Here is a 15809-nt window from a genome sequence, read left to right as displayed (position 1 = left end):
TCGTAGTCGGCACACCCGTTCGGCCGTGCGGGTCGACCGCCCCCGGGGCGACCGCCCCCAGTGGCTTCGGCACAGGAGGAACCCATGAGCAGCTCGAGCAGTAGGGCCAACTCCGGGTGGGTGACCGGCGGCGTGGTGTTCGCGGGCGTGATGATGATGCTCAACGGCGTGCTGGACGTGTTCCGGGGCATCATGGCGATCGCCAACGACGACGTCTTCGTCACCACCCCGAACTACGTCTTCAAGTTCAACCTCACCGGCTGGGGCTGGATCCATCTGATCATGGGTCTGCTGCTCGCGGCCGTCGGTTACTTCGTGATCACCGGCGCCGGATGGGCCCGGTACGTCGGCATCTTCCTCGCCTCGCTCAGCGCGGTCGAGAGCTTCCTGTCGCTGCCGTACTACCCGCTCTGGTCGATCATCGTGATCGCGCTGGACGCCTTCGTGATCTGGGCGCTCTGCGTCTACCGGCCCGAGACGGACTGACCGGGCGACCCGCCACGGGCCGCCCGGCCTCTCCGGACCTCCGGCCCATCCGGCCTCTCCGGCCTCGCCAGACCGTCCGGCCCCTCCGGACCGGCGGGCCCGCGCCGCACCCGGCCGCGGGCCCGCCGCACGCATCAGGCCCGGGCCCGCTGGGTGACGGCGATGCACACCAGCACCACCACCGCCGTCACCGGCGCGGCCGCCGGCAGGTCCTCGTCCAGCAGCAGCACCGACCAGAGCAGCGTCAGCAGCGGCTGCGCGAGCTGGAGCTGACTCGCCCTCGGCACCCCGATCGCGGCCATCCCCCGGTACCAGAGCACGAAGCCGCCGAACTGCGACACCCCCGCCGTGTACGCCAGCCCGGCCAGCGCCTTCGCACCGAGGTGCACCGGCTCGGCGGGCAGCGCGAGCACGGTGGTCAGCAGCGTCACCGGCAGCGCGGCCACCACCGCCCAGGCGATCACCTGGGCGCCCGGCAGAGCGCGGGAGAGCCGCCCGCCCTCCGCGTACCCGGCCGCGCACACCAGCAGGCCGGCCATCAGGTAGAGGTCCGCGACGCCCGGTCGGCCGTGGCTCTGCAGCAGGGTGAAGGCGAGCACCGCCACCGCACCGGCCAGCGCCGCCGCCCAGAACGCCCGGGACGGCCGCCGCCCGGTGCGCAGCGCCGCGAACACCGCCGTGGCCAGCGGCAGCATGCCGATGACCACCGCCGAGTGGGCCGTGGAGGAGGTCCGCAGGGCGAGCGTGGTCAGCAGCGGGAAGCCCAGCACGCAGCCGCCCGCCACCACCAGCAGCGCGGGCCAGTGCCGGCGTTCCGGCAGCGGGGCCCGGACGGCCGCCAGGTAGCCGGCGGCGAGCAGGCCGGCGACGGCGCCGCGCAGTCCGGTGGCGCTCCACGGGCCGAAGCCGGACAGGGCCCACGCGGTGGCGGGGAAGCTGAGGGAGAAGGAGGCCACCCCGAGGGCCGCCAGCGCGGTGCCGGAGGCGGGGGTCCGCGGTGCTATCGCGATCGAGTGGATAGCGCTATCTTGTGCCGTCATGAACGAGCGTAGCAGTGTCACCGAACTCGCCGATACCCTGCGGGCTGAGGTCGAGCGCTACCCGGAGGGCCGAAAGCTGCCCTCCAGCCGGGTCCTGATGGAACGCCACCAGGTCAGTCCGGTGACGGTCTCCCGGGCGATGGCGGTGCTCTCCGCCGAAGGCCTGGTCGTCTCCCGGCCCGGCGCCGGCGTGTTCCGGGCCGCGGCCTTCACCGGCGGCGCCCGCGCCGGCGTCCCGTCCACCGCCCGCCCCGGCGACCTCTCATGGCAGGAGGTCGCCCTGAGCGCCGACTCCGGCCCGCGCGACCTGCTCGCCGCACCGGTGTTCGCCACCCTCCGGGTGCCCCCGCCCGACGTCGTCGACCTGAACAGCGGCTACCCGCACGCCTCGCTGCTGCCCGAACGGCTGCTGGCCGCCGCGCTCGCCCGGGCCGGCCGCCGCCCGGGCGCCTGGGACCGCCCGCCCACCGACGGCCTCACCGAACTGCGCGGCTGGTTCGCCCGCGGCATCGGCGGCCAGGGCGGCCCGATCGGCACCGGGGACGTCCTGATCACCGCCGGCGGGCAGAGCGGCCTCACCGTGGCCATGCGCTCGCTCGCCGCGCCCGGCTCCCCCGTCCTGGTCGAATCGCCGACGTACTCGGGCATCCTCGCGGTCGTCCGGGCGGCCGGACTGCGGCCGGTCCCCGTCCCGGTCGACGCCGACGGCGTCCGCACCGACCTGCTCGCCGACGCCTTCGACGCCACCCGGGCGCGGGTCTTCGTCTGCCAGCCGCTGTTCCAGAACCCCACCGGTGCGGTGCTCTCGCCCGCCCGGCGCGCCGAGGTGCTGCGGATCGCCCGGACGGCCGGCGCGTTCGTCGTCGAGGACGACTTCGCCCGGCTGCTCGTCCACTCCGACGCCCCCGCATTGCCGCGCCCGCTCGCCGCCGACGACCCGGACGGCGTCGTGGTGCACCTGCGCTCGCTGACCAAGGCCGCTTCGCCCAACCTGCGGGTCGGCGCCCTCACCGCCCGCGGCCCGGCGCTGGCCCGGCTGCGCGCCACCCAGGTGGTGGACAGCTTCTTCGTGCCGCGGCCGCTCCAGGAGGCGACCCTGGAGCTGGTCGCCGACCCCGGCTGGGCCCGCCACCTGCGCACCCTCGGCACCGAGCTGAAGGACCGCCGGACCGCCACCGTCGCCGCCCTGAACCGCGAGCTGCCCGGGCTGGTCGGCGCCCACAACCGCGGCGGGTACCACCTGTGGCTGCGGCTCCCGGACGGCGTCGACGACGGCGCGCTCACCGCGGCCGCGCTGCGCGCCGGCGTCCAGATCACCCCCGGCCGCCCGTACCACGCCGCCGAACCCCCGGCCCCGCACCTGCGGCTCAGCTACGCCGCGGCGGAGAGCACCGCCCACGCCGTCGAGGGGGTCCGCCGCCTGCGCCGGGCCTACGAGGCCGCGGCCGGCTGAGCGGGCCCGCTACCGGTGGCCCGCCATCCGCTCCAGCCGGGCGATGCGCTCGGCCATCGGCGGGTGGGTCGAGAAGAGCCGGGCACCCGCCTCGCCGGGGCGGAACGGGCTGGCGATCATCATGTGGCTGGCCGTCTGGAGCTGCGGCTCGGGCGGCAGCGGCAGTCGGCGGGTGCCGGCGTCCAGCTTGCGCAGGGCGCTGGCCAGGGCGATCGGGTCCCCGGTGATCCGGGCGCCGTCGGCGTCGGCCTGGTACTCGCGGGAGCGGCTGACCGCCAGCTGGATGAGCCCGGCGGCGAGCGGGCCGAGGATCATGATGGCGAGCAGGCCGAACAGGCCCGGCCCGTCGTCGTCGTCGCTGCGGCCGAACGGGATCAGCCAGGCGAAGTTCACCAGGAACATCACCACCGAGGCGAGCGCCCCCGCGACCGAGGAGATCAGGATGTCCCGGTTGTAGACGTGGCTCAGCTCGTGCCCGAGCACGCCCCGCAGCTCCCGCTCGTCCAGCAGCTGCAGGATGCCGTCGGTGCAGCAGACCGCGGCGTTGCGCGGGTTGCGGCCGGTGGCGAAGGCGTTCGGGGCGGGCGTCGGCGACAGGTAGAGGCGGGGCATCGGCTGGCGGGCCGAGGTGGAGAGCTCGCGGACGATCCGGTACAGCCGGGGCGCCTCGATCTCGCTGACCGGGCGGGCCCGCATGGCCCGCAGCGCCAGCTTGTCGCTGTTCCAGTAGGCGTAGGCGTTGGTGCCGAGGGCGACCACCAGGGCGATCACGAAGCCGGTTCGGCCGAAGAAGCTGCCGATCACCAGGATCAGCGCCGAGAGGCCGCCGAGCAGGACGGCGGTCCTCAGTCCGTTGTGCCGGCGGTGCACGTCAGGCCCTCCAGTGGTGCGGTGGGGAAGCCCTTTCTGCCTCGTCCCTCTTGCCCGGTCAACGGGCGGGGACCAGGGCCTTGTTCCCCCTGACCGGCGTCGCACCGCCGCGGCGCCGGCACCCCGTGACGAGGGCCGCCCGGGCCCGCCCGCGCCGGAGCACCGGTGCGGGCGGGGCGGGGCCGACCGAGGTCGGCTAGAAGAGGGAGCCGCCCGCGACCTGGAGGACGAGCTGGGGGGCGAGCGAGAGGACCACGGCCACCGAGGCGGTCAGTCCCAGCGTCGCGGTCAGGCCGACCGGCAGGCGCCGCTCGTCGCCGGCCCCGCCCGCCGCCTCGTCCGCCGCCTCGTCCGCCGTCGCCGGGGCGAAGATCCGGGCGGTCCAGAGCAGGTAGTAGTACAGGGCGACGACCACGTTGGCGGCCATCACGACGGCCAGCCAGCCGAGCCCGGCGTCGACGGCCGCGCGGAACACCACGACCTTGCCGAACAGGCCGATCACACCGGGCGGCAGCCCGGCCAGGCAGAGCAGGAAGAAGGCGAGCGCCAGGGCCGTCCAGCGGCGGCGGGCGAACAGGCCGCGGAAGTCGTCCACGCTGGTCCCGGCCCGGCGGCCGACCGCCGCCACCACGCCGAACGCACCGAGGTTGACCACGCCGTAGATCAGCGCGTACGCGGCGGTGGCGCCGAGCGGGTCGGCGCCGGTGGGCGCGTAGCCCGCGGCGGCCAGCGGCACCAACAGGTACCCGGCCTGGCCGACGGAGGACCAGGCCAGCAGCCGCACCGCGCTGTAGCGGGTGTCGAAGCGCTGGCGCAGCGCGCCGACGTTGCCCACCGTCATGGTGACGGCGGCGAGCACCGCGAGCACCAGGCCCCAGGTGTGCGCGTACGGGCGGAAGGCGATGGTGGTGGCGAGCGCGAGGCCGGAGAGGCCGGCCGCCTTGCCGACCACCGAGAGGTAGCCGGCCACCGGCAGCGGGGCGCCGGTGTAGGTGTCCGGCACCCAGAAGTGGAACGGCACGGCGGCGACCTTGAAGGCGAAGCCGACCAGGGTCAGCACGGCGCCCGCCTCGGCGAGCGGCCTGAGCTGGGCGGGGGCGTGCTCCAGGCCCTGCGCGACGGCGGCCAGGTGGAGGCTGCCGCCGGCCGCGTAGACGAACCCGATGCCGAGCAGCATCACGGCGGTCGCGGTGACGGAGGAGACGAAGAACTTGAGCGCGGCCTCGGCCCCCCGGCCGTCCCGGCGCAGCGCGACCAGGGCGAAGGCCGGCAGCGAGGCGACCTCCAGCGCGATCACCATGGTGGCGAGGTCCCGGGAGGCCGGCAGCAGCGCGGCGCCGGTGGCGCTGGAGAGCAGCAGGAACCAGTACTCGCCGCCGGGCAGCCGCTCCTCCTCGACGGTGTGCGCCGAGAGCAGGGCGGCGATCAGCGCGCCGCCGAGCGCGAGCAGCTGGAACACCAGGGCGAAGTGGTCGGCGACGTACGAACAGCCGGCGCTGTCAGTGACGCCTGCTACGTTCTGCACACAGAAGGTCGCCCGGGGTGATCCCCCGGTCAGGGGGAGGAGCGCGATGAGGGCGAGGGCGAGTCCGGCGGCGGTGAGGCGGCCGAGCCACTTCCTGTGCCGCTCGGGCAGGAACAGGTCGGTGACCAGGACGGCGACGGCCGCCACGGCGGCGATCAGCGGGGGCGCGATCGCCACCCAGTCCACGGACTGGATCAGGCTGCCCGGGTTGGCTACGGCGAGGGAGGTCACAGTGTGCTGCCCCGTGGAGTGAGGTCCGAGTGCGGCGGTCTGGGCTCCGAGCACGGTCAGCCACCTCCGAGGAGGTGCTTGACGGCGGGGTCGGAGAGGCCGAGCAGGAGCGCGGGCCAGAGGCCGGCGAGCAGGGTGAGAGCGGCCAGCGGCGTCCAGCTGACGGCCTCGTACGGGCGCAGGTCGGCGACCTGCGCCACCGGCGCGGGCTGCTCGGGGTCACCCATGCAGACGCGCCTGACCACGATCAGCAGGTAGGCGGCGGTGAGGAGGGTGCCGAGGCCGGCCAGGACCATGTAGGTGACGAACGCGGGCCGCGACAGGCCCTCGGCCGGGTCGAACGCGCCGAACATGGCGAGCAGCTCGCCCCAGAACCCGGCCAGACCGGGCAGGCCCAGGCTGGCGACGGCGGCGAAGGCGAGCAGTGCGCCGATCCGCGGCGCCCGCCCGTACAGGGCGGCGCCGGTGGCTCCCGCGAGGGTGTCCAGGTCCGCCGTGCCGTAGCGGTCCTTGACCGCGCCGACCACGAAGAACAGCAGGCCGGTGATCAGCCCGTGCGCGATGTTGGCGAACAGCGCGCCGTTGACGCCCGCCGGGGTGAGGGAGGCGATGCCCAGCAGGACGAAGCCCATGTGGCCGACGGAGGAGTACGCGATCAGGCGCTTGAGGTCGCCCTTGGCGCCGGGGCGGGCGAGTGCCAGGCAGGCCAGCGAGCCGTAGACGATGCCGACGGCGGCGAACGCGCCCAGGTAGGGGGCGAGCGTGGCGGTGCCGTCCGGGACGACCGGGAGGAGGACGCGGACCAGGCCGTAGGTGCCCATCTTCAGCAGCACGCCGGCCAGCAGCACCGAGCCGACGGTCGGGGCGGCGGTGTGCGCGTCCGGGAGCCAACTGTGCAGCGGCCAGGCGGGGGCCTTGACCGCGAGCCCGACCATGATCGCCAGTGCGGCGACGACCTGGGTGGTGTGGCTCAGGCCTGCGCCGTGCGCGGCGGCCAGGGCCTGCATGTCGAAGGTTCCGGCCTTGCTGCCGACCAGCAGGAAGCCGAGCAGCATCACGGCCGAGCCGAGCAGCGTGTACAGGATGAACCGGTTGGCGGCCGGGGCCTTCGCACCGCTCCCCCAGCGCGCGATCAGGAAGTACATCGGGATCAGCACGATCTCGAAGGCCAGGAAGAAGAGCAGGAGGTCCAGCACGGCGAAGGTCGCGAGCATGCCGACCTCGAGCAGCAGGAACAGGCCGACGAAGGAGCGCGCCGAGGGGACGCCCTCCCCCGAGGGCAGGCGCTTCTCCGAGTACAGCGCGCAGAGGAAGGTGAGCAGCGCGGTCAGCACGATCAGCGGCAGCGAGACGCCGTCCACGCCGAGGTGCAGGCGCACGTCCAGGGCCGGGATCCAGGCCACGTCGGTGGTGGCCTGCATCCGGGCGGGCTCGTCCTGGTCGAAGCCCGCCGCCAGGGCGACGGCGAGCAGCAGCACCGCGCCGGTGAGGACGCTGTTCAGCCGCAGCGCCCGCCGGTCGGCGGCGGCCGGCTCCGGGCCGAACACCGGTGCCAGGGTGAGCGCGGCGCCGAGCAGCGGCAGCACCAGGAGGGCGATGAGGACTGCGTTCATCGGGGGCTCCTACGGGCGGCGGTCGGCATCGGGGGGAGGTGGTGGGGCATCCGGCTACACCGCCACCAGGACGGCCAGCAGGACGACGCCGGCGAGCAGGGCGCTGAGGTAGGTCTGCGCGTTGCCGGTCTGCGCGAGCCGGACGGCCCGGCCGAGCAGGTTGGCACCGACCCCGGTGCCGCGCACGTAGGTCTCGACGACCTCGCGGTCGAGGAAGCGGACCAGTCCGGCGGCGGCGGTCACCGGTCGGACGAACAGCACGTGGTACAGCCGGTCGACGCCGAAGCCGCGCCGGGCCGGGCCGAACAGCGGACCGAGCAGGGTGCGCCCGGGGTCGGCGACGACCACGTCGGCGACCGGGGCTCCCGCCTGCCCGGGCACCGTCGCCCGGCCGGTGCTCTGCCGGGCGGTCGCCGAGCGCCAGGCGCCGTACGCCGCGAGCAGACCGATCACGGCGAGCCCGGTGCCGATCACCGCGGTGACCGCGGAGGGCCGCAGCGAGCCGCCGTCCAGCAGCGCGGGCAGCCAGTCCGAGCGGACCCCGGCGATGCCGAAGCCCATGGTCGGCACCGCCAGCACCCAGAGCGGCCAACGCATCGCGGGCGGTTCGGGGCTGGCCGGGTCGGCCTCGTCGAGCTCGGGCGAGTACGGGGCGCCGGCCTCGTGGTCGGCCACCACCGAGGCGGCGTCCGGGGCGGGCACGACCTCCGGTGCCTTCGCGGCGGCACCGGCCGGGCTGTGGAACGCGACCAGGAACAGCCGTGCCGCGTACGCGGCGGTGAGCAGCGCGGTGAGCGCGGCCGAGACCAGCACGATCCAGCCGGCCGCCTCCGGGACGGCCGAGGACGGGCCGAGCCCGTTGGTGAGCGCCTCGCCGTCGGCGGCGTGCTCGGCGGCGGTCAGCACCGCCTCCTTGCTGAAGAAGCCGGAGAACGGCGGCAGCCCGACCAGGGCGACGAGCCCGATGCCCATCGTCCAGTAGGCGTCCGGGACGCGCTTGCGCAGCCCCGGGATCCGGGACATCGCGGAGATCGAGTTGGTGTGCGCGGAGTGGATCACCACACCGGCGGCCAGGAACAGCAGCGCCTTGAACGCGCCGTGGCTGACCAGGTGGAAGACGGCGGCCTCGCGGTCGCCGCTGGCCAGCGCCCCGGCCATGTAGCCGAGCTGGCCGACGGTGGAGTAGGCGAGCACCCGCTTGAGGTCGTCCTGGGCGAGCGCGCAGACAGCCGACCCGATCATCGTCACGGCGGCCATCACCGCGAGCACGACCAGCGCCGCGCCCGAGAGCAGGAACACCGGCAGCAGCCGGGCGACCAGGTAGATGCCGGCCGCGACCATGGTGGCGGCGTGGATCAGCGCGGAGACCGGCGTCGGGCCGGCCATCGCGTCCGGGAGCCAGGTGTGCAGCGGGAACTGCGCGCTCTTGCCGGCCACGCCGGCGAGCAGCAGCAGCGCGATCAGGGTCGGGTGGCCGAGCCGCCCGTCGGTGGCGGCGGCCAGCACGTCGGTGATCCGGAAGCTGCCGGCGTCCGCGCCGAGCAGGAAGATCCCGAACAGGAACGGCACGTCGCCGAGCTTGGTGACCAGGAAGGCCTTCAGCGAGGCCGAGCGGGCGTCCTCGGTCTCCCAGTGGTGGCCGATCAGGAAGTACGAGCAGATGCCCATGACCTCCCAGCCGACCAGCAGCACGATCAGGTCGCCGGAGTAGACGACCAGGAACATCGCCGCGGTGAACAGCGAGACCAGCGCCGCGTAGGACGGGTAGCGCGGGTCCTTCTTCAGGTACGCCGTCGAGTAGACCTGCACGCAGGTGGCGACGAGGCCGACCAGCACGGAGATCAGCGAGCTGTAGCCGTCCAGGTGGAGGGCGAGCCCGATGTCCGGGCCGCCGGTCGGGGTGAGCCGGGTGGCCGCGTCGAGGGACTGACCGGTGCCGAGCTGGAGCGCGACCACCAGGGCGAGCACGCCCGAGACGGCGACCGGCACGATCGCCAGCGGGCGGGCCAGCCCGGGGGCCTTGCGGCCGACGCTCAGCGTCGCGGCGGCACCGAGCGCGGGCAGCACGGGAACGAGGACGGGCAGGGCGAGGTTCATGCGGCGGCCTGGCCCTTCAGCGCCTCGGCTCCGGCCGGCGCCTCCTCGGCGAGCGGCTCGGCCGGGTCGCCGAGCGCGGTGGCCCGGTCGATGTCGGCGGTGCCCCGGGCCCGGAAGAGCAACAGGACGATGGCGAGCCCCAGGCCGATCTCGGCGGCGGCGAGGGTGATGGTGAACAGGGTGAGCGCCTGACCGGCGTGCAGCGAGTCGTGCAGCCAGGTGTCGAAGGCGACCAGGTCGAGGTTGACGGCGTTGAGCATCAGCTCGACGGACATCAGCACCAGGACGGCGTTGCGCCGGGCGAGCACGCCGTACACGCCGACGCCGAACAGCAGCGCGGCGAGGACGACGGGGTAGGCGAGGTGCATCAGCCCTCCTGCTCAGAGGTGGTCGCGGCGGGGGCCTCCGGGGCCGGCCGGGGCACCGTCGCGGCGACGGTCCCGTTCGACCCGACGGGCCGCCCGGCGCGCAGCCGGCCCGCCCGCGGCGCCGGCACCCGGCGCCCGGAGCCGCGCGACAGCACGATCGCGCCGACCAGCGCCGCGAGCAGCAGCACGGACAGCGCCTCGAAGGGCAGCACCCAGTGGCGGAACAGGCTCTCCCCGGTGACGGCGGCCGAGCCGCCGCCCGCGCCGAGGTCGATCCAGGAGGTCCGGAAGGCGTCGACGACCAGCGTCACCAGCGTCCCCGCCGTGGCCAGCGCCACGACCAGGGCCACCCAGCGGTTCTTGGAGTCGGCGTCCGGTGAGCGCCCGATCGGCGCCTTGGTGAGCATCAGCCCGAACAGCACCAGGACGACCACCGAGCCGAGGTAGATCAGCACCTGCACCCAGGCGATGAACTCGGCGGTGAGCAGCAGGAACTCCACCGCCAGCCCGCCGAGCGCGACGACCAGCCAGAGCGCGGCGTGGACCAGCTGCTTGGTGGTGACGGCGACCACGGCGGAGCCGAGCACGACGACGCCGACCAGCAGGAAGACGACCTCGACCCCGGTCGGGGACAGGAACGAACGGGCGGCCGGCTCCAGTGGACCGGTCGCCGCGAGCAGGGTGGCGGCGCTCATGCTCCCTCACCCTTCTCCTCGGCCGCGGCGGCTGCGGCCGCGAGCTTGTCCGCCGCCTTGCGCGCGGTGGCGATCTCCTTGGGCTCCTCGGCCGCCGGGTCCAGCGCCGGCGGCGCCGGGACGGTCCACATCCACTCGCGCAGCCGGTCCCGTTCGTGGGTCAGCTCCAGGATGTCGGTCTCGGCGTACTCGAACTCGGGCGACCAGAACAGCGCGTCGAAGGGGCACACCTCGATGCAGATCCCGCAGTACATGCAGAGCGAGAAGTCGATGGCGAAGCGGTCGAGCACGTTGCGGGTGCGGGCCCGGGCGTTCGGGTCGGCGGCGGGCAGCGTCTCCTTGTGGGAGTCGATGTAGATGCACCAGTCCGGGCACTCGCGCGCGCAGAGCATGCAGACGGTGCAGTTCTCCTCCAGCAGCGCGATGACGCCGCGCGAACGCGGCGGCAGCACCGGCTGCACGTCGGGGTACTGCGCGGTGACGCTCTTCTTCGTCATCGTCCGCAGCGTCACGGCCAGGCCCTTGGCGAGGCCGGCACCGGGGAAACTCATGAGATCGCCACCTTGATGACGCCGGTGAGGGCGAGCTGGACGAGGGCGAGCGGGATCAGCACGGTCCACGCGAAGCGCATCAGCTGGTCCTCGCGCAGACGCGGGTAGGTGACCCGCAGCCAGATGACCACGAAGGCCAGCGCGAAGGTCTTCAGGATCATCCAGAGCCAGCCGAGCTGGTCGGACATCGGGCCGTGCCAGCCGCCCAGGAACAGCACCGCGGTCAGCGCGGACACCACGAGGATGCCCACGTACTCGGACAGCAGGAAGAGCGCGAAGCGCAGGCCGGTGTACTCGGTGTACGCGCCGAAGATGATCTCGGAGTCGGCCACCGGCATGTCGAACGGCGGGCGCTGCAGCTCGGCCAGGCCGGCCGTGAAGAACACGAACGCGCCGATGAGCTGCCAGGGCAGCCAGTACCACTGCCAGGTGTCGAGGATCCCGGGCAGCGAGAGGGTGCCGGCGGCCATCGCCACCGAGGCCGCCGCCAGCACCATCGGCAGCTCGTAGGACATCAGCTGCGCGGCCGTGCGCAGACCGCCGAGCAGCGAGAACTTGTTGGCCGAGGCCCAGCCGGCCATCAGCTTGCCGATCACGCCGACGCCCATCACGGCCAGCACGAAGAACAGGCCGGCGTCGATCGCCTGGCCGACGAAGCCGTCCGGGCCGACCGGGATCGCCAGCAGCACGAACAGGTACGGCAGCAGCGAGACGGCGGGCGCCAGCTGGAAGATCCGGCGGTCCGCCCCGGCCGGGACGATGTCCTCCTTCTGCGCGAACTTCACGCCGTCGGCGACGAGCTGTGCCCAGCCGTGGAAGCCGCCCGCGTACATCGGGCCGAGCCGGCCCTGCATGTGCGCCATGACCTTGTGCTCGGTCTGGCCGATGACCAGCGGGAAGACCAGGAAGACGACCAGGGTGGCGACGCAGCGCAGCACCGTGTCGAGCAGGTTCACGCGCCGTCTCCGTCCTGGTCGGCCGGTCGGGCCGGGGTCTCGTCCTGCTCGTCCCGCTCGGCCTGCTCGCCCGCGGGCTCCGCCGCCGGGGTCGGCCGGGCGGGCTTCGCCGGCGCTGCGGGCCCGGAAGGCTCGGCGGGCCCGGAAGGCTCGGCGGGCTCGGCGGGCTCGGCGTGGGCGGGCACCGGGTTGTGCCAGGGCGCGTCGGAGGACTGGGTCCGCGCGGGCGCCGGCCGTCCGGCCTTGGGCTCGGCGGCCTCGGCGGCCTCGGCGGCCTCCGCGGGCACAGCCGGCCCGGCGGGCGCAGCGGCCTCGGCAGGGGCACCGGCGGCCGGTGCCGCGGTCGGCTCCTCCGCCGCCGTGGGCTCAGCGGCCTGGCTGACCGACCCGGCCGAGACCGACCTGGTCCGCCGCGGCCGATCGGCCCGCAGCGGCGCACCCTCGGCGCCGGCGGCAGCGCCCTCGGCACCGGCGGTCGGCTCCCCGGCCTGGCTCGCCGATCCCTCGGCCACCGACCTGGTCCGCCGCGGCCGGTCCGCCCGCACGGGCGCGCCCTCGGCGCCGGCGCCACCGGCAGCGGCCGCCCGGGGCGTCCGCGCCGCCGCGCCCGCCGCCCGCGCACCGCGCGCGGGCCGCTCGGCGACCGGCGGCAGGGTGCCCTTGAGCGGCCCCCACTCGTTCGGGTCCGGCACACCGGGCGGCTGCACCTTGCGCCGGACCGGCCCGTCGCCGTGGTCCGACTCGCCCGGCTCCTTGGCGCCCGGCCAGGCCTTGGCGACCCGGGCCGCGAGCACGAACTCCTTGCGCAGCGGGTACCCCTCGAAGCCGTCCGGCAGCAGCAGGGTGGCCAGGTAGGGGTGCCCGGGGAAGTCGATGCCGAACATCTCGTGGGTCTCGCGCTCGTGCCAGGCGGCGCCCGCGTAGACCGGGACGGCCGTCGGCAGCGAGGCCGCGTCCCGCGGCACCCTGGTGCGCAGCGCCAGGTGGCGGACGGCGCCCGCGGTGTCGGCGGAGGCGAGGTGCGCGACGACGGAGAAGCCGTCGGCGAGCTCGTCGACGGCGCTCAGCCAGTCGAAGTAGCGCAGGCCCAGCACGTCGCGGACGCTGGTGAGCGCCTCGGTCCAGTGCTCGGCCGGCACGTCGACGGTGATCAGCCCGTAAGCCTCGGCGCCGGTCGCCCACTCCCCGACCGACGCCGCGTACTGCTCGGCGGGATTCACGAGGCTCCCCCTTCGGGCGACGTCTCCGTCGGGACCGGCCGGTCCTGCGGCGCACCGGGCCCCGCGACGAGCGGGCGGCGCAGCGCGGCGGCGGGCGCGGTGTAGCGGCCGGGCAGCGACTCGGCCGCGATCTTCTCCTGCAGCTTGAGGATGCCCTGCAGCAGCGCCTCGGGCCGCGGCGGGCAGCCGGGCACGTAGACGTCGACCGGGATGATCTGGTCGACGCCCTTGGTCACCGAGTAGGAGTCCCAATAGGGGCCGCCGGAGTTGGAGCAGGCGCCGAAGGAGATGACGTACTTCGGCTCGGGCATCTGCTCGTAGAGGCGCTTGACGGCGGGGGCCATCTTGTCGGTCACCGTCCCCGAGACGATCATCAGATCGGCCTGTCGGGGGCCGGGCGCGAACGGGATGACTCCCATCCGGATGAAGTCGTGCTTGGCCATGGACGCGGCGATGAACTCGATCGCGCAGCAGGCCAGGCCGAAGTTGAAGCACCACAGGCTGTAGCGGCGCCCCCAGTTGAGCACCACCTTGACCGGGTCCGGCGCGAGCCGGGCCAGCGGGCCGATGGCGCGGCGCTCGACGGCACCGGGGCGCGACGGGTCCGGCAGGCCGAGCGGGACGGGCCCGCCCTGGGCGCCGTGCGAGTGGTTGTGCGTCACGTCCATTCCAGAACGCCCTTCTTCCAGGCGTAGAGCAGGCCGACCGCGAGGAAGCCGATGAAGAGGAACATCTCGACCAGCGTTCCGGCGCCGTACCCGGCGGAGGCGAAGACCGTCGCCCACGGGAACAGGTAGATCGCGTCCACCGCGAAGATCACGTAGAGGAAGGCGTACACGTAGTAGCGGATCTGGGTGTGCGCCCAGTCCTCGCCCACCGGGTCCACGCCGCACTCGTAGGCGAGGAGCTTCTCGGGCGAGTACACCACCGGCCGCAGCAGACGGTTGGCGGTGAACGCCACGATGACGAAGAGCACCCCGATGACGGCCAGCAGACCCATCGCGGCGTACGCGTCGAAGTAGCCGCCGCCGACCGCCGGGTCGGCCGCGACGGCAGCCGTGTGCCGCCCCTCCATGCCTTCGCCCTCCACCTCGGCCGTGAACAGCCCTCGCGGCAGTTCTCCGACGTTTCCTCGCACGGTCATAACCATGGCCAATGCGTGAGTCTAAGGGGACGGCTCCGCTCCGCCCGAACCCTGCCCGCTCCGCAAGACGTCCGGTGGACACCCCGGTGAACACCAGGGAGTGGCCCGACGACCAGGGGAGGGGTAGGGATAACCCCCGTCCCGGAAGATGTATCACCCCCATGGCCCCCACCGCCCCCGGTTCGGGAAGCTTGGTCCACCAGCTCGACCGAGAGGGACGGTAGATCCAGATGAAGCCTCCGCACCGACGCGCCGTCGACGCCATCAGGGAGCAGGACGCGCGCATGGAGCGCCCGCCGCTGTACGGCGCACGGATGTGGCGGCAGGCCGGGCACCTGATGCTCAACCTGCCGCTCGGCATCGCCGGCTTCACGTTCGCCGTCGTCATGGTCTCGACCGGCCTGGGGTTGGCGGTCACCGTGATCGGCCTGCCGCTGCTGGCCGCCGGGCTGGCCGGCTGCCGCGCCCTCGGCGGGCCGGCCCGCCGCCGGGCCCGGTCCGCGTACGGCTCCGACATCCACGAGCCGGAGCCGGTGCGGCGGCGCCGGCCGGGGATGGTCGGCTTCACCACCGCCCACCTGACCGACCTGCTGAGCTGGCGCTCCACCCTCTACAACGTGCTGATGCTGCCCTGGGGCATCCTGAGCTTCACGCTGACCCTGGTCTCGATCATCGCACTTTTCCCGGTGCTGCCCTGGGTGGTCCGGATGCTGGCCGCGACGGACCGGATCCTGGTCGAGGCGCTGCTCTTCCCGGGCGCGCTGGCCGAGCGGGTGCGCGAGCTGGAGGACGACCGCGGCACGGTGGTCGACACCGCCGCCGCCGACCTGCGCCGGATCGAGCGCGACCTGCACGACGGCGCCCAGGCCCGGCTGGTCGCGCTGGCCGTGGACCTCGGCATGGCCAAGGAGCGGCTGCGCGAGGTCGAGAGCGAGGACGACGTGCGTGCGGCCACCAGGATGGTCGACAACGCGCACGGCGAGGTGAAGCTCGCCCTGCAGGAGCTGCGCGACCTGGCCCGGGGCATCCACCCGGCGGTGCTCACCGACCGCGGCCTGGACGCCGCGTTGTCCGCGGTCGCCGCCCGCTGCACGGTGCCGGGCGGGGTGAAGGTGAACGTCGACCTGGGGGAGGCGGACGGCCCGGCCGGGCGCCCGGACTCGGCGGTCGAGGGCATCGCCTACTTCACCGTGAGCGAGCTGCTCACCAACGTCTCCAAGCACGCCGGCGCCACGACCGCCTCGGTCGACGTCTGGCGCTCGGACGACCAGCTGATGGTGCTGGTCCAGGACGACGGCAGGGGCGGCGCGGCCCCGTACCCGGGCAGCGGCCTGGCGGGGCTGGCCGAGCGGGTCCGCGCGGTGGACGGGGTCTTCCTGGTGGAGAGCCCCGAGGGCGGCCCGACCAGCGTGACCGTGGAGCTGCCCTGGCGCACCCGCACGGGCCGCCACTGAGCAACCGCCGCCGCCTGCCCGGAGCTCCCCCGCAGGCCCGGAGCCCCGCCCGGAGCCTCCGGACACGGCCGGGCGCCGGGACCCCGTCGAGGCAGTGACGGGGTCC

The 15809-nt window shown here is 74.4% G+C and carries 15 protein-coding genes; 3 read left to right on the top strand and 12 right to left on the bottom strand.

What is annotated here, in order from left to right; translation table 11 throughout:
- Positions 1–84: 84 nt before the first annotated feature.
- Entirely contained in the window at positions 85–486 is a 402-nt protein-coding gene (locus ACIRS1_RS11740; RefSeq protein ID WP_360219751.1) for a hypothetical protein, read from the top strand.
- A gap of 134 nt (positions 487–620) precedes the next feature.
- Here ACIRS1_RS11740 and ACIRS1_RS11735 read toward each other — a convergent pair whose 3' ends face one another.
- On the bottom strand, positions 621–1526 hold the full coding sequence (locus ACIRS1_RS11735; protein WP_402838673.1) for a DMT family transporter: 906 nt from the start codon (positions 1524–1526) through the stop codon (positions 621–623).
- Here ACIRS1_RS11735 and ACIRS1_RS11730 point away from each other — a divergent pair.
- Positions 1525–2979 carry a PLP-dependent aminotransferase family protein gene (locus ACIRS1_RS11730; RefSeq protein ID WP_402838672.1) on the top strand — a complete coding sequence of 485 codons (1455 nt, stop codon included), beginning with the start codon at positions 1525–1527 and terminating at the stop codon, positions 2977–2979. The genes ACIRS1_RS11735 and ACIRS1_RS11730 overlap by 2 nt on opposite strands.
- 9 nt (positions 2980–2988) lie before the next feature.
- Here ACIRS1_RS11730 and htpX read toward each other — a convergent pair whose 3' ends face one another.
- The 11 genes from htpX to ndhC form a co-directional block, all read right to left on the bottom strand.
- On the bottom strand, positions 2989–3849 hold the full coding sequence (htpX, locus tag ACIRS1_RS11725; protein ID WP_360219742.1) for a zinc metalloprotease HtpX: 861 nt from the start codon (positions 3847–3849) through the stop codon (positions 2989–2991).
- A gap of 196 nt (positions 3850–4045) precedes the next feature.
- On the bottom strand, positions 4046–5605 hold the full coding sequence (locus ACIRS1_RS11720; protein ID WP_402838670.1) for an NADH-quinone oxidoreductase subunit N: 1560 nt from the start codon (positions 5603–5605) through the stop codon (positions 4046–4048).
- Between the two features lie 56 nt (positions 5606–5661).
- Complete coding sequence (locus tag ACIRS1_RS11715) at positions 5662–7218, bottom strand: NuoM family protein (protein WP_402838668.1); 1557 nt, start codon at positions 7216–7218, stop codon at positions 5662–5664.
- 54 nt (positions 7219–7272) lie between these two features.
- The gene (locus tag ACIRS1_RS11710; protein ID WP_402838666.1) at positions 7273–9315 is read right to left on the bottom strand and encodes an NADH-quinone oxidoreductase subunit L; all 2043 of its coding nucleotides are present in this window, start codon (positions 9313–9315) and stop codon (positions 7273–7275) included.
- Positions 9312–9683 (bottom strand): NADH-quinone oxidoreductase subunit NuoK, encoded by a 372-nt coding sequence (gene nuoK / locus ACIRS1_RS11705; protein ID WP_360219730.1) that lies wholly within the window; start codon positions 9681–9683, stop codon positions 9312–9314. The genes ACIRS1_RS11710 and nuoK overlap by 4 nt, the downstream gene beginning before the upstream one ends.
- Positions 9683–10378 (bottom strand): NADH-quinone oxidoreductase subunit J, encoded by a 696-nt coding sequence (locus ACIRS1_RS11700; RefSeq protein ID WP_360219727.1) that lies wholly within the window; start codon positions 10376–10378, stop codon positions 9683–9685. Before ACIRS1_RS11700 ends, nuoK begins: the two co-directional genes overlap by 1 nt.
- Positions 10375–10929 carry a NuoI/complex I 23 kDa subunit family protein gene (locus ACIRS1_RS11695; protein ID WP_387908030.1) on the bottom strand — a complete coding sequence of 185 codons (555 nt, stop codon included), beginning with the start codon at positions 10927–10929 and terminating at the stop codon, positions 10375–10377. Before ACIRS1_RS11695 ends, ACIRS1_RS11700 begins: the two co-directional genes overlap by 4 nt.
- Entirely contained in the window at positions 10926–11885 is a 960-nt protein-coding gene (gene nuoH, locus ACIRS1_RS11690; protein WP_402838663.1) for an NADH-quinone oxidoreductase subunit NuoH, read from the bottom strand. The genes ACIRS1_RS11695 and nuoH overlap by 4 nt, the downstream gene beginning before the upstream one ends.
- Positions 11882–13105, bottom strand: a complete 1224-nt coding sequence (locus ACIRS1_RS11685) for an NADH-quinone oxidoreductase subunit C (protein ID WP_402838661.1) — start codon at positions 13103–13105, stop codon at positions 11882–11884. Before ACIRS1_RS11685 ends, nuoH begins: the two co-directional genes overlap by 4 nt.
- Entirely contained in the window at positions 13102–13773 is a 672-nt protein-coding gene (locus ACIRS1_RS11680) for an NADH-quinone oxidoreductase subunit B family protein (protein WP_360219718.1), read from the bottom strand. Before ACIRS1_RS11680 ends, ACIRS1_RS11685 begins: the two co-directional genes overlap by 4 nt.
- A complete protein-coding gene (ndhC, locus tag ACIRS1_RS11675; protein ID WP_387908075.1) occupies positions 13764–14105 on the bottom strand; it encodes an NADH-quinone oxidoreductase subunit A in 342 nt (113 codons plus the stop codon). Before ndhC ends, ACIRS1_RS11680 begins: the two co-directional genes overlap by 10 nt.
- Before the next feature lie 428 nt (positions 14106–14533).
- Between ndhC and ACIRS1_RS11670 the strand changes: the two genes are divergently transcribed.
- Entirely contained in the window at positions 14534–15703 is a 1170-nt protein-coding gene (locus ACIRS1_RS11670; protein WP_387908072.1) for a sensor histidine kinase, read from the top strand.
- Positions 15704–15809: the final 106 nt, after the last annotated feature.

The sequence above is a fragment of the Kitasatospora sp. NPDC101176 genome (assembly GCF_044768035.1).
GTDB lineage: Bacteria > Actinomycetota > Actinomycetes > Streptomycetales > Streptomycetaceae > Kitasatospora.
This window is presented reverse-complemented; position numbering and strand designations above follow the sequence as displayed.

Excerpts from the sequence above, each read along its gene's own strand:
- ACIRS1_RS11695 (WP_387908030.1), bottom strand. The coding sequence starts at position 10,929 with ATGAGTTTCCCCGGTGCCGGCCTCGCCAAGGGCCTGGCCGTGACGCTG.
- ACIRS1_RS11710 (WP_402838666.1), bottom strand. The coding sequence starts at position 9,315 with ATGAACCTCGCCCTGCCCGTCCTCGTTCCCGTGCTGCCCGCGCTCGGT.
- ACIRS1_RS11735 (WP_402838673.1), bottom strand. The coding sequence starts at position 1,526 with ATGACGGCACAAGATAGCGCTATCCACTCGATCGCGATAGCACCGCGG.
- ndhC (WP_387908075.1), bottom strand. The coding sequence starts at position 14,105 with ATGGGTCTGCTGGCCGTCATCGGGGTGCTCTTCGTCATCGTGGCGTTC.
- ACIRS1_RS11715 (WP_402838668.1), bottom strand. The coding sequence starts at position 7,218 with ATGAACGCAGTCCTCATCGCCCTCCTGGTGCTGCCGCTGCTCGGCGCC.
- ACIRS1_RS11700 (WP_360219727.1), bottom strand. The coding sequence starts at position 10,378 with ATGAGCGCCGCCACCCTGCTCGCGGCGACCGGTCCACTGGAGCCGGCC.
- nuoK (WP_360219730.1), bottom strand. The coding sequence starts at position 9,683 with ATGCACCTCGCCTACCCCGTCGTCCTCGCCGCGCTGCTGTTCGGCGTC.
- ACIRS1_RS11730 (WP_402838672.1), top strand. The coding sequence starts at position 1,525 with ATGAACGAGCGTAGCAGTGTCACCGAACTCGCCGATACCCTGCGGGCT.
- ACIRS1_RS11670 (WP_387908072.1), top strand. The coding sequence starts at position 14,534 with ATGGAGCGCCCGCCGCTGTACGGCGCACGGATGTGGCGGCAGGCCGGG.
- ACIRS1_RS11740 (WP_360219751.1), top strand. The coding sequence starts at position 85 with ATGAGCAGCTCGAGCAGTAGGGCCAACTCCGGGTGGGTGACCGGCGGC.
- ACIRS1_RS11680 (WP_360219718.1), bottom strand. The coding sequence starts at position 13,773 with ATGGACGTGACGCACAACCACTCGCACGGCGCCCAGGGCGGGCCCGTC.